Origin of the sequence: Hyphobacterium sp. (assembly GCF_965217055.1) — a bacterium.
Classification (GTDB): domain Bacteria; phylum Pseudomonadota; class Alphaproteobacteria; order Caulobacterales; family Maricaulaceae; genus Hyphobacterium.
The window spans coordinates 1030799-1049235 of record NZ_OZ244227.1; the positions used below are offsets into that span (position 1 = coordinate 1030799).

Genomic DNA, 18437 nt, shown 5'->3' on the forward strand with positions numbered 1-18437 from the left:
GCCTAGCCCAGCAAGCCTCTTTTCACGAGTTCGTCGATTACGATTTCCGCTGCCGCATCGGCTGTCATGTCGGCCGTGTTGATGTGCAGTTCCGGTGATTCCGGCACTTCATAGGGGCTGTCGAGCCCGGTGAAATTCTTGATTTTCCCGGCCTGCGCCTTGGCATAGAGCCCTTTCGGGTCACGTTCGATGCAGACGTCGATCGGCGCATCGACGAAGACTTCGATGAATTCTCCAGCCTCGACCTGTTCGCGTACCATTCGCCGTTCCGACCGGAAGGGTGAAATGAAGGAACAGGTCACGATGAGACCGGCATCCAGGAACAGTTTCGCGACCTCGCCAATGCGCCGGATATTCTCGACGCGATCGGCATCGGTGAAGCCAAGATCCCGGTTCAGACCCTGGCGGACATTGTCGCCGTCGAGCGAATAGGTATGCCGGCCGCTGCTGGCCAGCTTGCGCTCGACCAGATTGGCGATGGTCGACTTGCCGGCACCGGACAGGCCCGTGAACCACAATATTGCCGGTTTCTGGTTCTTGAGTTCAGCCCGTCGGGCCTTGTTCACATCCATCGCGTAGGTGTGGATGTTGCCGGCACGGCGAAGCGAAAACTCGATCATGCCGGCGGCAACCGTCTTATTGCTGAAGCGGTCGATGAGGATGAAGGAACCGGTCTCGCGCAGGTCGGAATACTTGTCGAAGGCGATCGGTTTGGAGGTCGATAGCTGGCAGACGCCGATCTCGTTCAGATCAAGCGTATCTGCGGGAGCCTTCTCGTAAGTGTTGACGTTCAGCTTGTGCTTGAGCCGGGTCACCGAGGCCGGCGTGATCTGGCAGCCGGCCTTGAGCAGATATGAGCGGCCGGGATGCAGCCTTTCTTCCGACATCCACAGAATTTCGGCGGCGAACTGGTCGGATACCTCAGGTGGCGATTTTGGCGCCACCAGCATGTCGCCGCGGGCGATATCGATCTCGCGATCGAGCACGAGCGTGACAGCTTCGCCGGCGGCGGCCTCGTCGATATCGCCATCGGCTGTGACAATGCGCGATATCGCGGCCGACTTGCCCGAGTGCGCTACCCGCACGGTTTCGTCCCTGGCCAGCTTGCCGCTGGTCACAGTGCCTGCGAAACCGCGGAAATCGCTTCCGGCGCGGTTCACCCATTGCACCGGGAAGCGGAAGGGCATTTCGAGATTGTCGTCAGCAGCCGTATCGACACTTTCGAGATGCGCCATGAGGGTCGGGCCGTCATACCAGTCGAGCGCTTCCGATCGCTTGAAGATATTGTCGCCATGGCGCGCCGAGATCGGAATCGGCGTGATGGATCTGAATCCCAACGCGCCCGCTATCTTCATGTAATCCTTAACGATCTGGTCGTAAGTGGATTGCTCATGCCCGACGAGGTCCATCTTGTTGACGGCCAGGACGGCATGGCGAATGCCCATCATGCTGGCGATGTAGGTATGCCGCCGTGTCTGGGTGAGCACGCCCTTGCGCGCGTCGACCAGGATGATTGCCAGATCCGCCGTCGAGGCACCGGTGGCCATGTTGCGGGTATACTGCTCGTGGCCCGGCGTGTCGGCGACGATGAATTTGCGCTTCTCGGTATTGAAAAAGCGATAGGCGACATCGATCGTGATACCCTGCTCGCGCTCTGCCTCGAGACCGTCGAGCAGAAGCGCGAAATCGATATCGTCACCCGCCGTACCGTGTTTTCTGGAATCGTGTTCGAGACGCCGGATCTGGTCTTCGAACAATAGTTTGGAGTCATAGAGCAGCCGGCCGATCAGCGTCGACTTTCCGTCATCGACGGAACCGCATGTGATGAACCGCAACACACCGCTTTCGCCAGCGCGTGTCAGCCGGTCGCGAACCTTGCGGGCGACATCTCCCTCCGGCATCAGAAATACCCTTCCCGCTTCTTTTTCTCCATGGAGCCGGTTTCGTCGAAATCGATCAGCCGCCCAGCGCGCTCGGACGTGCGAGCGGTCAGCATTTCCAGCACGATGTCTTCCAGCGTTTCGGCCTGGCTCTCGACGGCGCCGGTCAGGGGATAACACCCCAGCGTCCTGAAGCGGATTTTCCGCTGTTCGGGAACCTCGCCGTCATGCAGCGGCATGCGGTCATCATCCACCATGATCAGCGTTCCGTCGCGCTCCACCACCGGCCGGTTGCGCGCGAGGTATAGCGGTACGATCGGAATCTCCTCCTCGAGGATGTATTGCCAGATATCGACTTCCGTCCAGTTGGACAGCGGGAAGATCCGGATCGACTCGCCGCGGCGGATACGGCTGTTGAAGATATGCCAGAGCTCGGGCCGCTGATTGCGCGGATCCCAGGCATGCTGGTTGTTGCGAAACGAGAATATCCGCTCCTTGGCGCGCGACTTCTCCTCGTCACGGCGGCCACCTCCGAAAGCAGCGTCATAGCCACCGGCATTGAGCGCCTGCAGCAGACCGTCCGTGCGCATGATTTGGGTGTGGACGGCGGAGCCGTGCTCGAACGGGTTGATGTTCCGGCTGCGTCCCTCATCGTTGACATGAACGATCATGTTGATCCCGAGCGCGGCCGCCAGCTCGTCGCGAAACTCTCCCATCTGTTTGAACTCCCAAAGGGAATCGATGTGGAGAAAGGGAAAAGGCGGCTTCGAAGGGTAAAAGGCCTTCATCGCCAGGTGCAGCATCACCGTCGAATCCTTGCCGATCGAGTACAACATGACCGGCCGTTCGAACTCGGCCACGACCTCGCGCATGATATGAATCGCTTCGGCTTCCAGCGCCCGGAGGTGGGGCGATAAGTCCCGGTGCCGGGATTTCGGGTTTTCGAACCGCGCCGCATAGCGGGAAACAGTATCTTTGATGGCAGTCATACGGCGCTTGCTCTGTATCCGGAAAAACGAGGGGTTCTACATACCTTTGTCCGCCCCACCAAAGCTAGGGACAAGGGCGATGAAATTGTCAATCGCGCTGCAACGGTCCGGCGTGAAATAGCGCACCGGAAGACCGCGTTTTTTTGTCGCCTGTTAATTCACCGGTCCTATAAGCTCACGCTTCCAATCGAACCCTCGGGCTTGAATCTGCGCCGGCCGGCACAGCTGAGTTGAGCCTGCTGGTTCTGACGCTTGATTCAAGCTATGCCCTCGGCGATCACAAGCCGAAGCGGCTTTCGAGACAAGGGAGAACGCCATGTGCGGTATTGTCGGAATCGCGGGGCGCAACCCTGTCACGGACCGTCTTGTCGACGGTCTTCGGCGTCTCGAATACCGTGGCTATGATTCCGCCGGCATCGCGGTGATCCAGGACGGCGCCGTGCAGCGCTGCCGGGCCGAGGGCAAGATCCGGAATCTCGACAAAGCACTGCAGGGAAATCCGATCGACGGTCATACCGGCATTGCCCATACACGCTGGGCAACGCATGGCCGGCCGACAACCGACAACGCCCACCCGCACACGGCCGGGCCCGTGGCCATCGTCCACAACGGCATCATCGAGAACTTCAAGGAGTTGCGCGACGCGCTGTCGGCGAAGGGCCATGTCTTCGTGACCGAAACCGATTCCGAGGTCATCGCGCACCTCATCGATTCCTACCTGCAGGCCGGGCACAGCCACAAGGACGCCTTCGCCGAAACGATTGCCAAGCTGCGCGGCGCCTACGGTCTGGCCGCCGTCTTTGCCGATGCGCCGGACACGGTGATGGCCGCCCGCAAGGGCAGCCCGCTGGCCGTGGGCCTGGCCGAAGACGAGACCTTCATCGGATCGGATTCGATCGCGCTGGCGCTTTTCACCCGGCAGATCGTTTATCTCGAGGAAGGCGATTGGTGCATCGCCACGCCGGGCGATGTCCGCATCTTCGACGCCTCGGGCACGCCGGCCAACCGCGAGGTCGTGATCTCCACCGCCGCTGCCGAGCTTGTGGACAAGGCGGGCTGCCGCCACTTCATGGAAAAGGAAATCCGCGAACAGCCGGAATCGGTCGGCCGGACGCTGGCTCACTATATCTCGTCGGCAGACGGAGGGTTCAGCTTCGAACCCGGTGAGCTCGGCCTGTCGAAGGCCGACCGTCTGCTATCCATTGGCTGCGGCACGGCTTTCTACGCCGGAGCGACGGCCAAGTACTGGTTCGAGCGCTATGCCGGGCTGGCAGTGGAAATCGATATCGCGTCCGAGTTCCGTTATCGCCATCCGGTGCTGCCGCAGGACGGCGCGGCGATCTTCATCTCGCAATCGGGAGAGACTGCCGACACGCTCGCCGCCTTGCGGCACTGCAAGCAGAATGATGTTCGCACAATCGGCGTCGTCAATGTCCCGGAAAGCTCCATCGCGCGCGAAGCCGATCTTTTGCTGCGGACGCTGGCCGGTCCGGAAATCGGTGTCGCCTCCACCAAGGCTTTCACTGCGCAATTGTCGGCGCTGGCCTGCGTTGCGCTGGCGACAGCCGCAAGCCGCGGCAGGCTGAACGAAGAAGAGGCAGCCGCCAAGATCCAGGCACTCCTGGAAGTACCCCGGCTCATCAACGAGGTAATGGCGGTCGAACCGCAGATCGAGGAATTGGCCCGCTCACTGACGCATCACGGCGATGTCCTCTATCTCGGCCGGGGCCAGTTCTTCCCACTCGCCCTGGAAGGCGCGCTCAAGCTGAAGGAACTCGCCTACATCCACGCAGAAGGATATGCGGCCGGCGAGCTGAAACACGGTCCGATCGCGCTGATCGAGGACGGCACGCCGGTGATCGCCATCGCGCCGTGGGACGAATTGTTCGAGAAAACCAATTCGAACCTCCAGGAAATCACCGCCCGCGGCGCGGATGTGACGCTGTTCACGGACCGCAAGGGTGCGGCCGAGGCTGGCGATAATGTGCGGACCATCATCATCCCCGACTGCGATCCGATCGCGCAGGCCATCGTGGCAGCGATCCCGATCCAGCTGCTCGCCTATCACACGGCGGTCTTCATGGGCACGGATGTCGACCAGCCGCGAAATCTCGCGAAATCGGTCACGGTCGAATAGGTCGCGAAACGGGTGCGACCGGTGCGGCCGGTCAGATTTCCTGGTCGAACGCGCCGACTTCCGGGTGCTTGGCCAGTTCTTCCTGGATATCGCGGAAGATTGCCTTCATGTCGTCCGCCGAATTCGGGCTCTCCACGACGATCACGAGATTGGGCGTGTTCGACGACGCCCGAACAAGCCCCCAGGCGCCGTCCTCGAGCGTGAAGCGCACACCGTTTACTGTGAGCACGTCGCGCACCTTGCGGCCCAGGATTTCACTGCGCGCGCCGTAGGCGGCGGCGATCCGGTCGACGACCTCATACTTGACCTCGTCAGTACAGGCCGGTGACATGGTCGGCGATGAAAAGCTGACCGGGAGATCGCGGCGCAGATCGGCCATCGACTTGTCCGGATTGCGGTCGAGCATGTCGAGCACGGCACGCGCCGCGACAATACCATCATCATAGCCGCGGCCCAGCGGCGGCTGGAAGAAGAAGTGGCCGGACTTCTCGAATCCGACAAGCGCGCCGGTCTTCTTCGAATAGCGCTTGATGTAAGAATGGCCGGTCTTCCAGTACTCGGTCGTGGCGCCGTTTGCGGCAAGCACGGGATCGGTCAGGAACAGGCCCGTCGATTTCACATCGACCACGAATTTCGCCTCGTCGAACCGGCCCGACAGATCGCGCGCCAGCATCAGGCCGACCTTGTCGGCGAAAATCTCCTCGCCCTCATTGTCGACGACGCCGCAACGGTCGCCATCACCGTCGAAGGCGAGACCGATATCGGCCTTGTGCTGCAGCACCGCGTCGCGAAGCGCGTGCAGCATCTTCATGTCTTCGGGGTTCGGGTTGTAGCGCGGGAAAGTGTGGTCGAGCTCGCAGTCCAGCGCTACGACCTCGACCCCCATGGCCTCGAGCGCCTGGGGCGCGAACGCGCCGGCGGTTCCGTTTCCGCAGGCGGCAACGACCTTGAGCTTTCGCTTGACGGAAACGCCGTCCGAAAGGTCGGCCAGATAATTCGCAGCAACGCCCGTTTCACGGACATATCCGCCGCCATCGCGCAGCTGTCCGTCACCATTGAGGACGATTTCCTTGAGACGCGCCATCTCGTCGGGGCCGAATGTCAGCGCTTTTTCCACGCCCATCTTCACGCCGGTCCAGCCGTTTGCGTTATGGCTGGCGGTGACCATGGCCACGCAATCGATGTCGAGATCGAACTGGGCGAAATAGGCGGTCGGCGACAGGGCCAGCCCGATATCGTGAACCTCGATACCCGCAGACATGAGACCGACCGTCAGCGCCTGCTTCACGCCGAGCGAATAGCCGCGGAAATCGTGTCCGGTAACGATTTTCGGCGCGACGCCGAGCTCGTGGATGAGCGTGCCGAGGCCGAGGCCCAGCGCCTGGATGCCGTAGAGATTGATCTCCGGCGCCTTGTCGGAGCCGGGATGGCCGAACCACCAGCGTGCATCATACTCGCGAAATCCGGTCGGCTTGATCTGGGCCGATGTCTCGAAATCCCAGGAATTGGGCAACAGGTCGGCGCGCGGCTTCTGGCTCATCACATCACTCCGCTTCGGTCGGGCCTATCGGCCCACACTGGTGTATTTGAAACCGCGATTGCGGATGTCGTCAGGGCTGTAGATATTGCGCAGGTCGACCATCACATCGCCGGCCATGACGGCCTTGAGGCGTTCCGTATCCAGCGCCCGGAACTCGTTCCATTCAGTGATGATGACAATCGCGTCGGCGCCTTCGGCACACAGATAGGGGCCTGACGTGAACTCGACGTCCTTGAGCATTTTCTCGGCTTCGACGACCCCGGCCGGGTCATAGGCGCGGACTTTCGCGCCGGCATCCTGCAGGGCCGGAATGATGTCCAGCGACGGCGCTTCGCGCATGTCGTCGGTGTTCGGCTTGAAGGTCAGGCCGAGCACGGCGATCGTCTTGCCGGAGACATCGCCGCCCATCGCCTTGACGACTTTCTTGGCCATGTCCTGCTTTCGCCGGTCATTGACCTCGACAGTGGTCTCGATCAGGCGCAGCGGCGTGCCGGCTTCCTGTGCGGTCCGGGTCAGGGCCAGCGTATCCTTCGGAAAGCAAGAGCCGCCATAGCCCGGTCCGGCATGCAGGAACTTGCCACCGATGCGATTGTCGAGGCCGACCCCGCGAGCCACTTCCTGAACATTGGCACCAACGGATTCGCAGAGATCCGCCATTTCGTTGATGAAGGTGATCTTCATCGCCAGAAAGGCGTTGGCGGCATACTTGATCAGCTCGGATGTCCGGCGCTCGGTGAACAGGATCGGCGTCTCGTTGAGGAAGAGCGGGCGATAGAGTTCGCTCATCACTTCCTGCGCGCGTTCGTCCTCTGTGCCGACCACGACGCGGTCAGGCCGCTTGAAATCGTCGATCGCCGCACCCTCACGCAGGAATTCCGGATTCGAGACCACCGCGAAGTCGCCGTCGGGACGGGTTTCACGAATGATTCTCTCGACCTCATCGCCGGTGCCGACCGGCACCGTGGACTTGGTCACGACGACGGTATAGCCGTCCATCACTTCCGCGATTTCCTTCGCCGCGGCGTGGACATAGGACAGATCTGCAAAACCGTCACCGCGCCGTGACGGCGTCCCGACGGCGATAAACACGGCATCGGCTTCGCGTACGGCCTGGGTCAGATCGGTATCGAAACTCAACCGGTCCTCGCGCACATTGCGCTGCACCAGCTGGTCGAGGCCGGGCTCGTAGATCGGGATGCCGCCGGCACGCAGCATGTCGACCTTTTCCTGATCCTTGTCGATGCAGGTCACATGGTGTCCGAAATCGGCGAAACAGGCACCGGAGACAAGGCCGACATAGCCGGTACCAATCATGGCGACGCGCATGGGGCGTTCCTTCTTTTCTTGTTCGCAGACCGTCTAGCGATAAGGGGGCTGCAGGGTCAATGCGCAAGCTTTATTTCACACCCGCTCGCAGGAGATCATGAATGTGCAGCAATCCGGTCGGCTTGCCGTCCTCAACGGCGAAAAGCTGGGTGATCTTGACGGCGCCCGACGTCATCAGCCGCAGCGCATCGGCGGCCAGTGTGTCCGCGGCCGCCGTCCGCGGGTCCCGGGTCATGACCTCGGCAACCGGCAGGTCGAGCAATTGCGGTCCCATATGACGACGCAGATCGCCATCGGTAATCATGCCGATGAGTTTGCCGTCCGCGGTTGTAACCCCGACGCACCCCAGACCCTTGGCGCTGATCTCGATCAGTGCGTCGCTCATGCGGGCAGCGTCGTGGATCAAGGGTATCGCATCACCCGTGTGCATGAGATCGCCCACCGTTGCCAGCGCGGCACCGAGCGCGCCACCCGGATGGTAGGTCTTGAAATCCTGCGCGGTGAAACCGCGCGACTCAAGCAAAGCGACGGCGAGCGCGTCGCCCATTGTCATCATCAACGTCGTCGATGTTGTCGGCGCGCGGGTTTCGGCGCAGGCTTCCGGGGCATCGGGGATCAACAGCAGGTGATCGCTGGCTTTCGCCAGTCCCGAATCCCTTCCCGTCGTCATGCCGATCAATACGGTGCCGAAACGCCGGCAATAGGCCATCAGATCGCCCAGCTCACGGGTCTCACCCGACTTCGACAATGCGAGCACTGCGTCGTCCGGCGTGATCATGCCGAGATCGCCATGGCTGGCTTCGGTCGGGTGAACGAATTGGGATGGCGTGCCAGTCGAGGCCAGCGTCGCGGCAATCTTGCGCGCGACATGACCTGATTTGCCGACACCGGCACAAATGACACGGCCCTTGAGGTCCACGAGGCGCTGGACGACGGCATCGAAACGCTCATCGAGCCCGGCGGCAAGTTGTTCGAGTCCCTTGCGTTCGAGTTCAATGACCCGGCGTGCAACGTCGAGCGGGCGGGATTGGGTCATGGGACCTCCTGTCTGCTGACAGCCCATAGCAGAAGCGGGCGCCCTGCGGAAAGGGTGCGCTCCATGACATTCGGAATCGCGGTGCCGGGAATTGCCGGCCAGTGACGCATACGGCTTTCTTGCCCCTGGGCCCGCGTCACGCTATGCGCTGGGCTTAATCGCCGGGAGAGCAATCATGGCCAAGCTGGTACTGATCCGACACGGGCAGAGTGAATGGAATCTGCAAAACCGGTTCACCGGTTGGATCGATGTCGATCTCACAGAGAAAGGCGTTGCGCAGGCGCGCAAGGCCGGACAATTGCTCTCGGAAACAGATTTCGCGCCGAAGCGCGCCTTCACGTCGGTGCTGACACGCGCGATCCGGACCTTGTGGCTGACGCTCGAGGAAATGAACCGGGTGTGGATACCCGTCGAGAAGCATTGGCGGCTCAATGAGCGCCATTACGGCGGCCTGACCGGGCTCAACAAGGACGAGACCCGCGAGCGCCACGGCGACGCGCAGGTGCAGATCTGGCGCCGCAGCTTCGATACACCGCCGCCGGCGCTGGATATCGAGGATGACCGGCACCCCACCCACGATCCGCGCTATCGCGAACTCGACGCCTCGCAATTGCCAGCAACGGAATCCCTGAAGATCACGCTCGAACGGGTCCAGCCCTATTGGGATGAAGCAATCGCGCCCCTGCTGCGGGCCGGCGAAGACGTTCTGGTCGTCGCGCACGGCAATTCGCTGCGGGCGATCGTCAAATTGCTATTCGACCTTTCAGAGGAAGAGATCGTGCAGGTCGAGATTCCGACCGGAAACCCGCTGGAAATCGGCATGGACGGGGCCGGCAAGCTGCCGGTCACGGCGCGATATCTGGATACGGAACGCGCCAACCCGTTGCCGGACATTCCTTGAGCCGCCTATCCGATCTGCGCTGGATGGACACCGCTCTGGCGCTGGCCCGGTCGGGACTGGGGACCACTGCACCAAATCCGAGCGTCGGTTGTGTGATCGTGCAGCAGAATTCGGTCGTCGGACGGGGCATCACGGCATCCGGCGGTCGCCCGCATGCCGAGCGCATCGCCCTCGACGAAGCGGGCGCGGCGGCGCGCGGGGCAAGTGTCTATGTCAGCCTTGAGCCCTGTGCCCATTTCGGCCAGACGCCGCCCTGCGCAGATGCGCTGATCGATGCCGGCGTCGCCCGCGTGTTCGTTGCATGCCGCGATCCGGACCCGCGGACAGCGGGACAGGGTCTTGCACGACTGGAAGGCGCCGGGATTGCGGTCGCGGAAGGGCTTCGCCAGGACGCCGCGGAAACGCTGAATGCCGGCTTCTTCTCGCGTGTACTGAAGCAACGCCCCCTGTTTGCCATCGATGCCGAGCCCGGCGGATATGACATTGCCGTCGAGACACCGGGTGAGACCACGACCGAAGACTGGACGAAAGCGCTCTTTGAAGCCGGTTGGACGCGGGTGCGGCTGGTTCCGGGTTCAGACGCCGCACAAGAGGCAATGGCGGCCGGTATCGTCGATGCAATTAGAGCCTGACTGGACACGCCACGTTAACCCGGAATCCGCATAATTCCCGGCGAAACTAGAGCAAAGCCCCGAGGTCATGGCGGAGCACAGCGTCAGATACCGGACTGTCGACCAGCGTCAGGTCGACGAGATCTACCGGCGGCACGAACTGCTATGGAGCGGCCGGCCTGGTGGCGCACGCGCCGCTTTCAATTATTGCATCCTCGACGGTCTCGATCTCGCAAACCGCGATCTGTCGGATGCGGACTTCACAGGCGCCTCGCTGATCGGTGCCGATCTTTCCGGCAGTGTTCTCAATTCTGCAAGCTTCTACGGTGCCGATCTGCGCCGCGCCATCCTGTCGGGTGCCTCGCTGCGCCGCGCCGACCTGCGAGGCGCATCGCTACGCGGTGCCAATCTGCAGGGTGCGGACCTTTCGGAAACCGATCTGCGCGAGGGCACAATTGCGCAACTCGACAAGGAGCGGGGCCTGTCGGTCATCAAGCACAAGTCGCGACCTGGCGAGATGACGATGGCGAATTTCCAGGGTGCCAATCTATCGCGGTCGAAAATGTCGGGCTCGACCGCGCAGCGGGCGGATTTCACGGATGCCATCCTGCTCGGCGCCCGGATGGTGCGGGCCAATCTCCGATCCACTGTGTTCTCGGGCGCGAATCTTGAGGGCGCGGACCTGTCCGGAGCCGATCTCACGGATGCCGACCTTACCGACTGCGTGCTGGTCGACACCAAGCTGCAGATGGCCCGTCTCGACAATTGCGACCGGACCGGCGCCCTGACTGACGCGCCGGCCGGCCGCGCGATGCAGGATCTCGAACGTCCGGTCGAAGACATGATCGCGGATCATATCCGCTGGTGCGCTACCAACGGGCGCGAAGGCAAGCCGTCGCTGTTTGACGACACCGATTTGCGGCCGCTCAAATCTCTCGCCGGGAAGACGCTGACCGCTTTTCATGCGAGGGGCGCCACGCTTTACGGACTGGATCTGGAAGGCGCGCAGCTGCAAGGCGCAAAGCTGGAGCGGGCCGATCTGCGGATGGCGTGCCTTCGCGGAGCGGACCTGCGCGGTGCCGATCTCACGGGCGCGCGGCTCAACAATGCCGACCTGCGCAATTGCAAGCTCGGTCCGCTCATTCTGGAGAATGACCGCGTCCTGCCGGCTTCACTCGCCGCGGCGAAAGTGCGGTATGTCGATCTGTCCGACGCCGACATGCGGCAAGCCAAGGCGACAGGTGCCGATTTCTCCTACACGTCCCTGGCCGGGGCGAATGTGCACGGCGCCCATTTCACGGGCGCCTGCTTCACCGGCGCGCGCATCGACGAGGATTTCCGCAGCGATGTGTCCGACGTGGACGGTGCGGTCGATCTCAACGCAGCTTAAAAAAAACGCGCGCCTGAAGGGGCAGGCGCGCGCTTCTTGTCAGATGCGACCGTCGGTCAGGCGGCTTTCGACTTGCCGCCTTCGATCACTTTCCGGCTTTTGCCGCCGGACTGCCCAATCGCGATACGCAGCGGCTTCGCACTTTCCGGGATTTCCCGGCGAAGCGTGACTGCGAGCAGGCCGTGCTTCAGCTCCGCATTGTCGACCACGACGTGATCGGCGAGATGGAAGCGGCGCTCGAAGGCGCGCTCCGCAATGCCGCGGTACAGGTAGTTCGGCCCGTCCTCTTCGGACTTGGTGTCCTTGCGACCGGAAACGGTGAGGACGTTTTCCTGCACCTCGACCGAGAGGTCGTCTTCGCCAAATCCGGCGACCGCCAGCTCGATGCGATAGTCATTCTCGCCGAGCTGTTCGATGTTGTAGGGCGGGAAACCGGCAGAGGGGTCCGACTTGCTGGCCGAGTCAATCATGTTGGCCAAACGGTCGAAGCCGACAATGCTCCGGTAGAGCGGCGAATAATCCAAGGTTCTCATAATCTTATCCTCCATAGAAGCGACAAGTTCAGGTTCAGGTCCAAACCTACAGACCATCCCCTTTCGACCGCGGCTCTTGGCCCGCCGATCTGGCCGGGCCGGGCCGCGCACAGAGCCCGTTCTGGCGCCCTGCGGAAACTAGATGGGAATGCGGCGCTGCGCTTGCAAGAGGGGCGACGAGCCATTAGGCGTTGACCCTCAAAGGGAAGTTATTTCGGGAGTATCACATGCGGCGTTTCTGGGTTTTGACAGCTATGGGCCTGCTCGTGGCAGGTTGCGACGGGTCTTCCGAGATGGCGGAGCCGGCGGTCACCGCAGCGCCGGACACCGATACCGTCGCAGACACCGAGCCATCATCAGAACCGGACGCGGATGCCGCGAATTACGGGACGCTGGAATGGGCTGTTTCCGGTGATTGGCGGGGTGAGAATGCAGAACGCGACAGATTCCGGAATCCGGCCGAAACCCTGACCTTCCTGGAAATCGACCCGTCTTCGACGGTGATTGAAATCTGGCCCGGCAGCGGGTGGTATGCCGAGATCCTGGCGCCGTGGATTGCGGCGAATGGCGGGACCTATATTGCGGCGCACTTTGCAGCGGACAGCGCCAGCGAATACCGCCGGCGCAGCCGCGCCGCGTTCGAGGACCGCTTCATGGATGATGAGCGGTTCGGCGAGATCGACCTGCGCGGCTGGGGCCCGGCCGATGGCGGCCTAGGCGCACCAGGCTCGGCGGACGCGGTCCTGACTTTCCGTAATGTTCACAATTGGATGCGAGGTGGCTTCACAGAGCGGGCGTTCGCCGATTTCCATGACGTCCTGCGTCCCGGCGGAATCCTCGGTGTGGTCGAGCACCGGCTTCCCGATACGCGCGAACAGGACCCGCTCGCATCGTCCGGGTATGTTCAGGAAGCCTATGTCATCGCGCTCGCAGAAGAAGCCGGGTTCGAACTGGTTGCCGCCAGCGAGATCAACGCCAATCCGCTCGACACGGCGGACCATCCCAATGGCGTCTGGACGCTGCCACCATCGCGTCGCGGATGGGATGAGGACGGGTTCGACACCGCACCCTTCGCGGCCATCGGCGAAAGCGATCGCATGACGCTCCTGTTCCGCAAACGCGAGACGGAACCGATGCCGGACGCCGAGCCGGAAACCGAGGACTAGAGCGCCAGCTTGCCCAGAGCCGCGGCATGCAGCTCGCGGCTCGCTGCTGCCACGAGCCGGCCGGTGGCAAAGTCATCGCCGCCCTGCCAATCGGTGATGATTCCACCAGCGCCGCGCACTACGGGCACCAGGGCATGTATGTCGTGCGGTCCCAGACCGCTCTCGACGACCAGGTCGATACCCCCTGCTGCCAGCAGGGCATAGGCATAGGCATCCATGCCGAAGCGGGTGAGCCGAACGCCGCGCCGAAGCGCGGAGAACGCCTCCGCTTCGCGGCCTTCAAACAAGTAGGGATCTGTGGTCGCCAGGATGGCGTCGGAAATGGACCTGGTGCCGGAGACGGCCAGATCGCGTTGCGATCCATGCAATTCCAGGTGCGCCCGGGCGTCATGACCCGAAAACCTCTCGCCCGTATGCGGCTGGTCAATGACGCCCAGGACCGGCCGGCTTTCATAAGTCAAGGCGATCAGCACGCACCAGGTCGGGGTTCCGGCAATAAAGCCGCGCGTGCCATCGATCGGATCCAGCGTCCAGGACCAGCCATTGCGGCTTTCATGCAGCGGGAATTCCTCGCCGAGCACGCCGTCCTGCGGTCTTTCCGCAAGGATCAGATCGCGCATGGCCTGTTCCGCCGCGCGATCGGCGGCGGTCACCGGATCGAACTCGGCCGACGCCTTGTTCTCGACATCCGGTGCGTGGCGAAAGTAAGGAAGAATGACGGCACCGGCGGCATCTGCCAGCCGGTGCGCGAAAGCGAGTTCGGTTTGGAGGTCGCGGCGTTGCATGCCGCTGGCGTATCAGGCCGCAAGCGGCCTGTCAGCCTCGCGACTCAAGCGGCGTCGTTGGCCGGCTCGGACGGTTCGAGAGACTTGGCCAGCTCGAGCAGGCGTTTTCTCGGACGCTCACCCAGCTTGTAGTAGGCCCGCACCAGATCCATGGTCTCCTTTTGCGACAGCACATCAGGCGACATGCCATCGGGATCCTCGGACGCCTCGTCATTGACCGCCAGACCGTCATAGAAGTATTGGGCCGGGACATCGAGCGATTGCGCCAATTCGAACAGGCGCGACGCGCTGACGCGGTTGGCACCGCATTCGTATTTCTGGATCTGCTGGAAGCGGATTCCGACCGATTCCGCCAATTGCTGCTGAGTCAGCCCCAAAAGGCGGCGGCGGCGGCGCAGCCGCTTTCCAATATGAAAATCGATTTCGTTCGTCATCGTTTCGGCTCCGCTTGTCGCAATTCACCCCTGCGCCTGTCGACGCTTTCGCGTTACAGGAGAGCAAACGCTATGCCGAACCCGTGATGCGGCATGAAATATTGTAATTACAATGATTTAGCGGAGTATATCGTCCCATTCGACTGCCGCGAGATCGGAAAGAACAGCGGTGATGACCGATTGCAGGGCCGCAAATGTCCCGGATCGGGTCACTCGTGTTTCGTCCAGATAAAGACCGCGGTTCAATTCGATCTGAACCGCGTGCCGGTTCTGGCCGGGCTTGCCGTAGAAGGACGTGGTGTAACCCCCCGAATAGGGCTGGTTACGGCGAACGGACAGCCCGGCTTCACGAAAGGCAGATTCGATCCGTGACATGATGACCGGATCGCAGGACGTGCCATGGCGATCGCCCAGAACGGCATCAATGCCGCCGCCGGCTGCTGATGGCATGGAATGCATGTCGAGCAGAATGCCCAAGCCAAAAACGTCGCAGGCGGCCCGCAATTCGACATCGATCGCACCATGATAGGGGCGGTAATAGGTCGCGATCCGCCGCCGCCCCTCCGCGATTTCCAGTGCCTGATCGTAGATCGGTCTTCCGTCGGCACAGATGCGCGGTATCACGCCAAGTCCGGCCTGTACGTGCGGTGTCTGACCACTATCGGCTTCTTCGAGGTCGGCAAACAGGACGCCATCGAGTTCCTGCGTCGACCGGTTCGGATCGATGAATACCCGCGGAAAAGGGGCGATAATCGTGGTAATGCCGATGTCAGGCGCCTGGCCTACGAGAAGATCCACATAGGCGTCTTCCGACCGCCGCAATACGGACAAGGGCAGGCTGGACTGGCCGATGATATCTGGTGGATAGGTGCGGCCGCTGTGCGGCGAGGCCACCAGGAGCGGCGTGCGCCGGCTCTCCGGGCGGTGTATGATCACCGGGTCGTCTATCCGCCCGATCACCGCCGGGGAAGGATCCATCGCCGGAATCGCGCGGGAGGAGTTTGCCAGTGTCATGCGGACACATTGGCGGTAGCTGTATTCGACGGTCAAGCATTTCACCGCGTTCAGCGGGTTTTTACCTTAATGCTCTAGCTTGCCGTCTGGAATTTGAGGGTGGAGGCCGCAAAATGGCTAAAATACTGCTGGCGGAAGACGATGGATCCATGCGTGATTTCCTGGCCAAGGCGCTGAAACGTGCCGGTCACGACGTCACGGCCTGTGCCGACGGGGATGAAGGCCTGTCGGTATTCGAGGCCAATCAGGACAATTTCGATCTCTTGCTGACCGATATCGTGATGCCGGGAATTGACGGTATCGAACTGGCGCGCCGGGCCGCCGAACTGACCCCGGCGCTGAAGATCATGTTCATCACAGGCTTTGCTGCCGTGGCCTTGAGTCCCGGATCGAACGCGCCGTCCAATGCCAAGGTCCTGTCCAAGCCGTTCCATCTGCGCGAGCTGGTGGACGAGGTGGACCGGGTGATGGCCGCTTAACAGAAAATCTTACGGTTAAACAAAAAAGGCCCGCTCATTCGAGCGGGCCTTATTGTTTAGAACGATTTCCGGCCTAGTTCCGGCCCGAGCCTTGCCGACGCGGATTCTGGTCGGTCGGCATGTTGCATTCATTCGCCAGCCAGCCCGTGAGTTCACGGAAGAGCGTCAGCTGGTTGTCGAAGTTCAGCGTGTTGGAGAAGTGATCCGCATCCGGCAGTTCTACATAGCGATGCGGGATATTGTTGCGTTGCATTGCGCGGATCATGAACTGGCTCTGGTATTGCGGAACGCGCTGGTCGACCTCGCCATGAATGATCAGGATCGGCACCCGGATATCCTCGGCGAACTCGTTCGGCGACATGCCGGCATAGCCCTCATCGATCAGCTCGCGCTGGATCGCGCCGCCGCCGAAATCGCGCTGGATGATGTCGAGATCCGAGACACCGGCACCGGCGATCACGCAATTGTAAACCGGCGGCTGCCGCACGGCCGCGGCAAACGCCGCATAGCCGCCATAGGACCAGCCGAACATGGCGATCTCGTCGGGATTGGCCAGGCCCCGATTGATCAGGTAGCGGACCCCGTCATCCTTGTCGTCGGACATGGTGATGCCCCACTGCCCCCAGCTCGAGAGCCAGTGGTCGATTCCGTAGCCCAGTGATCCGCGGTACTGAGGTTGCATGACCATGTAGCCGCGATTGGCCAGAACCGAGACCCATTCATCATAGGCGCGGGTTTCCGAAACCCAGGGGCCGCCATGCGGCACGACAACAAGCGGGTAAGGCGCCTCGCCGAAGGACGGCAAGGTCAGGATGGCCGGAATGTTGCGGCCATCACGCGCGGGATAGTTGATAAACGTCTCGCGGCCCAGCGCCGCATCCAGCAATTGCGGATAGGTCCGGCCGAGAACGACCGGCTGACCGTTCTCGATATAGTAATAGACGCCGGGCTCCTGCGAGGATTGCGAGAATACCAGCATCTGGGCGCAATCATTGACGCAGGTCACACTGTTGCGAGTGTCGGGGAATGCTCCGTCGACCATGTTCTGGATGGCCGCGGCACGTTCGTTGATAAAGACACGCTGGAGCTCGCCATCCGCATAAAAGGAGAACCCGGCAAGTTCCGGTTCGCGATCTATGTCCGGTTCGTAGACTGCGCCGAGGATATCGACGTCTTCACGCTGATAGATCGTGCGAACGATTTCACCGCTGCGCAAATCCATGATGTGGGCGCCGATAGTGTTCTCGCCATTATGGGCCAGGACGTAGGCGCGGGAGCTGTCATCGGGATCAAAGCCGACCACATTGATGCCCGACTGACCATACTGGGCATATTCGGTCAGTGACCAGGACATCACTTCGCGCCAATCCGTATCGTCGGGATCCGGCCGCCAGAAATAGCTGACCGTTTCGCTTCCGGTGTCTATTGAGGACGCGAAGCGCGGATTGCCTTCCTGGTCGAGCTCATAATTAAAAAACCGTTCGCTGGCCCTGAGAATGCGCTGGCGGCGCCCGGTTTCGACATTATAGCGGTAGAAATCCGGGTTCCTGATGCTGTTGATCGAGCGACTACGGAGATCCTCGAGATCATCTTCCGAATTGACGTCCGCGGTGCGGATGATGATGTGCTCGGGATCTTCAGCCACGCGGCGGACAACCTGAAAATCGTCGGATACGCGCCGGAAACCGCCTTCGCCGCTTTCATGGACGATGGCGCGTCGGTAGCCGTAAACACCCTGATTCACGCCCTCGATCCGGTCGCGCACCTGCTGGCGGAAATCGACGAGCAAATAGTCCGGTGTCACCCAGCGCAAGCTGAAGACTTCCATCCGTCCCCCGTCAAGGCGGACGGGGTCTTCCCCCAGATGGTCCGTGTCGTGAATCTCAATAATGTAGTGTCCGTCGCGCGCGGTGAGCCGTCGCAATGCGATATGCTCACCATCCGGTGACAGAGCGACATTTGCCACCGCTGAATAGGTTGCGAAATACTCGAGTGGGACTACTTCGCCTTGGCGCGCATCAGCCGTAGTTGAAAGTCCGAGCATCAGCGCGCCCGCGGCTCCAAGTCTGATCATGTCTGGCCCCTTGGTTCTAACCGGTCGTTGTCTATCGTAAGTATGTTTGGTTTTCTCGTCAGGTCAAAGACCAATGTCGGGACTTTGGCAGCCCTGACAAACTATGTACGCGAAGAAAAACGGCGGCTTCTTGCGAAGCCGC

16 protein-coding genes are annotated in these 18437 nt (G+C 61.7%); 6 read left to right on the forward strand and 10 right to left on the reverse strand.

The genetic code is table 11. The features are described from left to right. Window positions 1-2: 2 nt before the first annotated feature. The gene (cysN, locus tag ACOOFN_RS05200; RefSeq protein ID WP_420434370.1) at window positions 3-1901 is read right to left on the reverse strand and encodes a sulfate adenylyltransferase subunit CysN; all 1899 of its coding nucleotides are present in this window, start codon (window positions 1899-1901) and stop codon (window positions 3-5) included. Beyond that, on the reverse strand, window positions 1901-2869 hold the full coding sequence (gene cysD / locus ACOOFN_RS05205) for a sulfate adenylyltransferase subunit CysD (protein WP_420434372.1): 969 nt from the start codon (window positions 2867-2869) through the stop codon (window positions 1901-1903). The genes cysN and cysD overlap by 1 nt, the downstream gene beginning before the upstream one ends. Before the next feature lie 316 nt (window positions 2870-3185). On the opposite strand from cysD, the gene glmS reads away from it, so the two are divergent. Beyond that, window positions 3186-5006, forward strand: coding sequence for a glutamine--fructose-6-phosphate transaminase (isomerizing) (gene glmS, locus ACOOFN_RS05210; RefSeq protein ID WP_420434374.1), 1821 nt, complete (start codon window positions 3186-3188; stop codon window positions 5004-5006). Window positions 5007-5037: 31 nt separating this feature from the next. On the opposite strand, the gene ACOOFN_RS05215 is transcribed toward glmS, so the two are convergent. From ACOOFN_RS05215 to ACOOFN_RS05225, 3 genes are all read right to left on the reverse strand, one after another. Next, window positions 5038-6546, reverse strand: a complete 1509-nt coding sequence (locus tag ACOOFN_RS05215) for a phosphomannomutase/phosphoglucomutase (RefSeq protein ID WP_420434376.1) — start codon at window positions 6544-6546, stop codon at window positions 5038-5040. 24 nt (window positions 6547-6570) lie between these two features. After that, window positions 6571-7872 (reverse strand): UDP-glucose dehydrogenase family protein, encoded by a 1302-nt coding sequence (locus ACOOFN_RS05220; RefSeq protein WP_420434378.1) that lies wholly within the window; start codon window positions 7870-7872, stop codon window positions 6571-6573. A gap of 70 nt (window positions 7873-7942) precedes the next feature. Continuing rightward, on the reverse strand, window positions 7943-8908 hold the full coding sequence (locus ACOOFN_RS05225; RefSeq protein ID WP_420434380.1) for a KpsF/GutQ family sugar-phosphate isomerase: 966 nt from the start codon (window positions 8906-8908) through the stop codon (window positions 7943-7945). Between the two features lie 175 nt (window positions 8909-9083). On the opposite strand from ACOOFN_RS05225, the gene gpmA reads away from it, so the two are divergent. The 3 genes from gpmA to ACOOFN_RS05240 all read left to right on the forward strand — a co-directional run bounded on the left by gpmA (window position 9084) and on the right by ACOOFN_RS05240 (window position 11810). Further along, window positions 9084-9809 (forward strand): 2,3-diphosphoglycerate-dependent phosphoglycerate mutase, encoded by a 726-nt coding sequence (gene gpmA / locus ACOOFN_RS05230; protein ID WP_420434382.1) that lies wholly within the window; start codon window positions 9084-9086, stop codon window positions 9807-9809. Beyond that, window positions 9806-10441 carry a bifunctional diaminohydroxyphosphoribosylaminopyrimidine deaminase/5-amino-6-(5-phosphoribosylamino)uracil reductase RibD gene (gene ribD / locus ACOOFN_RS05235; RefSeq protein WP_420434384.1) on the forward strand — a complete coding sequence of 212 codons (636 nt, stop codon included), beginning with the start codon at window positions 9806-9808 and terminating at the stop codon, window positions 10439-10441. The genes gpmA and ribD overlap by 4 nt, the downstream gene beginning before the upstream one ends. A 67-nt stretch (window positions 10442-10508) precedes the next feature. Further along, window positions 10509-11810, forward strand: coding sequence for a pentapeptide repeat-containing protein (locus ACOOFN_RS05240; protein WP_420434386.1), 1302 nt, complete (start codon window positions 10509-10511; stop codon window positions 11808-11810). A 56-nt stretch (window positions 11811-11866) separates the two neighbouring features. On the opposite strand, the gene ACOOFN_RS05245 is transcribed toward ACOOFN_RS05240, so the two are convergent. After that, window positions 11867-12343: an Hsp20 family protein gene (locus ACOOFN_RS05245; protein WP_420434388.1), complete on the reverse strand. Its 477-nt coding sequence runs from the start codon at window positions 12341-12343 to the stop codon at window positions 11867-11869. Between the two features lie 227 nt (window positions 12344-12570). Here ACOOFN_RS05245 and ACOOFN_RS05250 point away from each other — a divergent pair, with 227 nt between their 5' ends. Further along, window positions 12571-13509 carry a class I SAM-dependent methyltransferase gene (locus ACOOFN_RS05250; RefSeq protein WP_420434390.1) on the forward strand — a complete coding sequence of 313 codons (939 nt, stop codon included), beginning with the start codon at window positions 12571-12573 and terminating at the stop codon, window positions 13507-13509. On the opposite strand, the gene hisN is transcribed toward ACOOFN_RS05250, so the two are convergent. The 3 genes from hisN to ACOOFN_RS05265 all read right to left on the reverse strand — a co-directional run bounded on the left by hisN (window position 13506) and on the right by ACOOFN_RS05265 (window position 15742). Then, a complete protein-coding gene (hisN, locus tag ACOOFN_RS05255; RefSeq protein WP_420434392.1) occupies window positions 13506-14294 on the reverse strand; it encodes a histidinol-phosphatase in 789 nt (262 codons plus the stop codon). The two genes, ACOOFN_RS05250 and hisN, sit on opposite strands and share 4 nt — an antisense overlap. Window positions 14295-14338: 44 nt before the next feature. Next, window positions 14339-14728: a helix-turn-helix domain-containing protein gene (locus tag ACOOFN_RS05260; protein ID WP_420434394.1), complete on the reverse strand. Its 390-nt coding sequence runs from the start codon at window positions 14726-14728 to the stop codon at window positions 14339-14341. Between the two features lie 117 nt (window positions 14729-14845). Beyond that, entirely contained in the window at window positions 14846-15742 is an 897-nt protein-coding gene (locus tag ACOOFN_RS05265) for an N-formylglutamate amidohydrolase (protein WP_420434396.1), read from the reverse strand. A 113-nt stretch (window positions 15743-15855) separates the two neighbouring features. Between ACOOFN_RS05265 and cpdR the strand changes: the two genes are divergently transcribed. Continuing rightward, window positions 15856-16221, forward strand: a complete 366-nt coding sequence (cpdR, locus tag ACOOFN_RS05270) for a cell cycle two-component system response regulator CpdR (RefSeq protein WP_420434398.1) — start codon at window positions 15856-15858, stop codon at window positions 16219-16221. Window positions 16222-16294: 73 nt separating this feature from the next. On the opposite strand, the gene ACOOFN_RS05275 is transcribed toward cpdR, so the two are convergent. After that, window positions 16295-18295, reverse strand: a complete 2001-nt coding sequence (locus tag ACOOFN_RS05275) for an alpha/beta hydrolase family protein (protein WP_420434400.1) — start codon at window positions 18293-18295, stop codon at window positions 16295-16297. Between the last annotated feature and the right edge of the window lie 142 nt (window positions 18296-18437).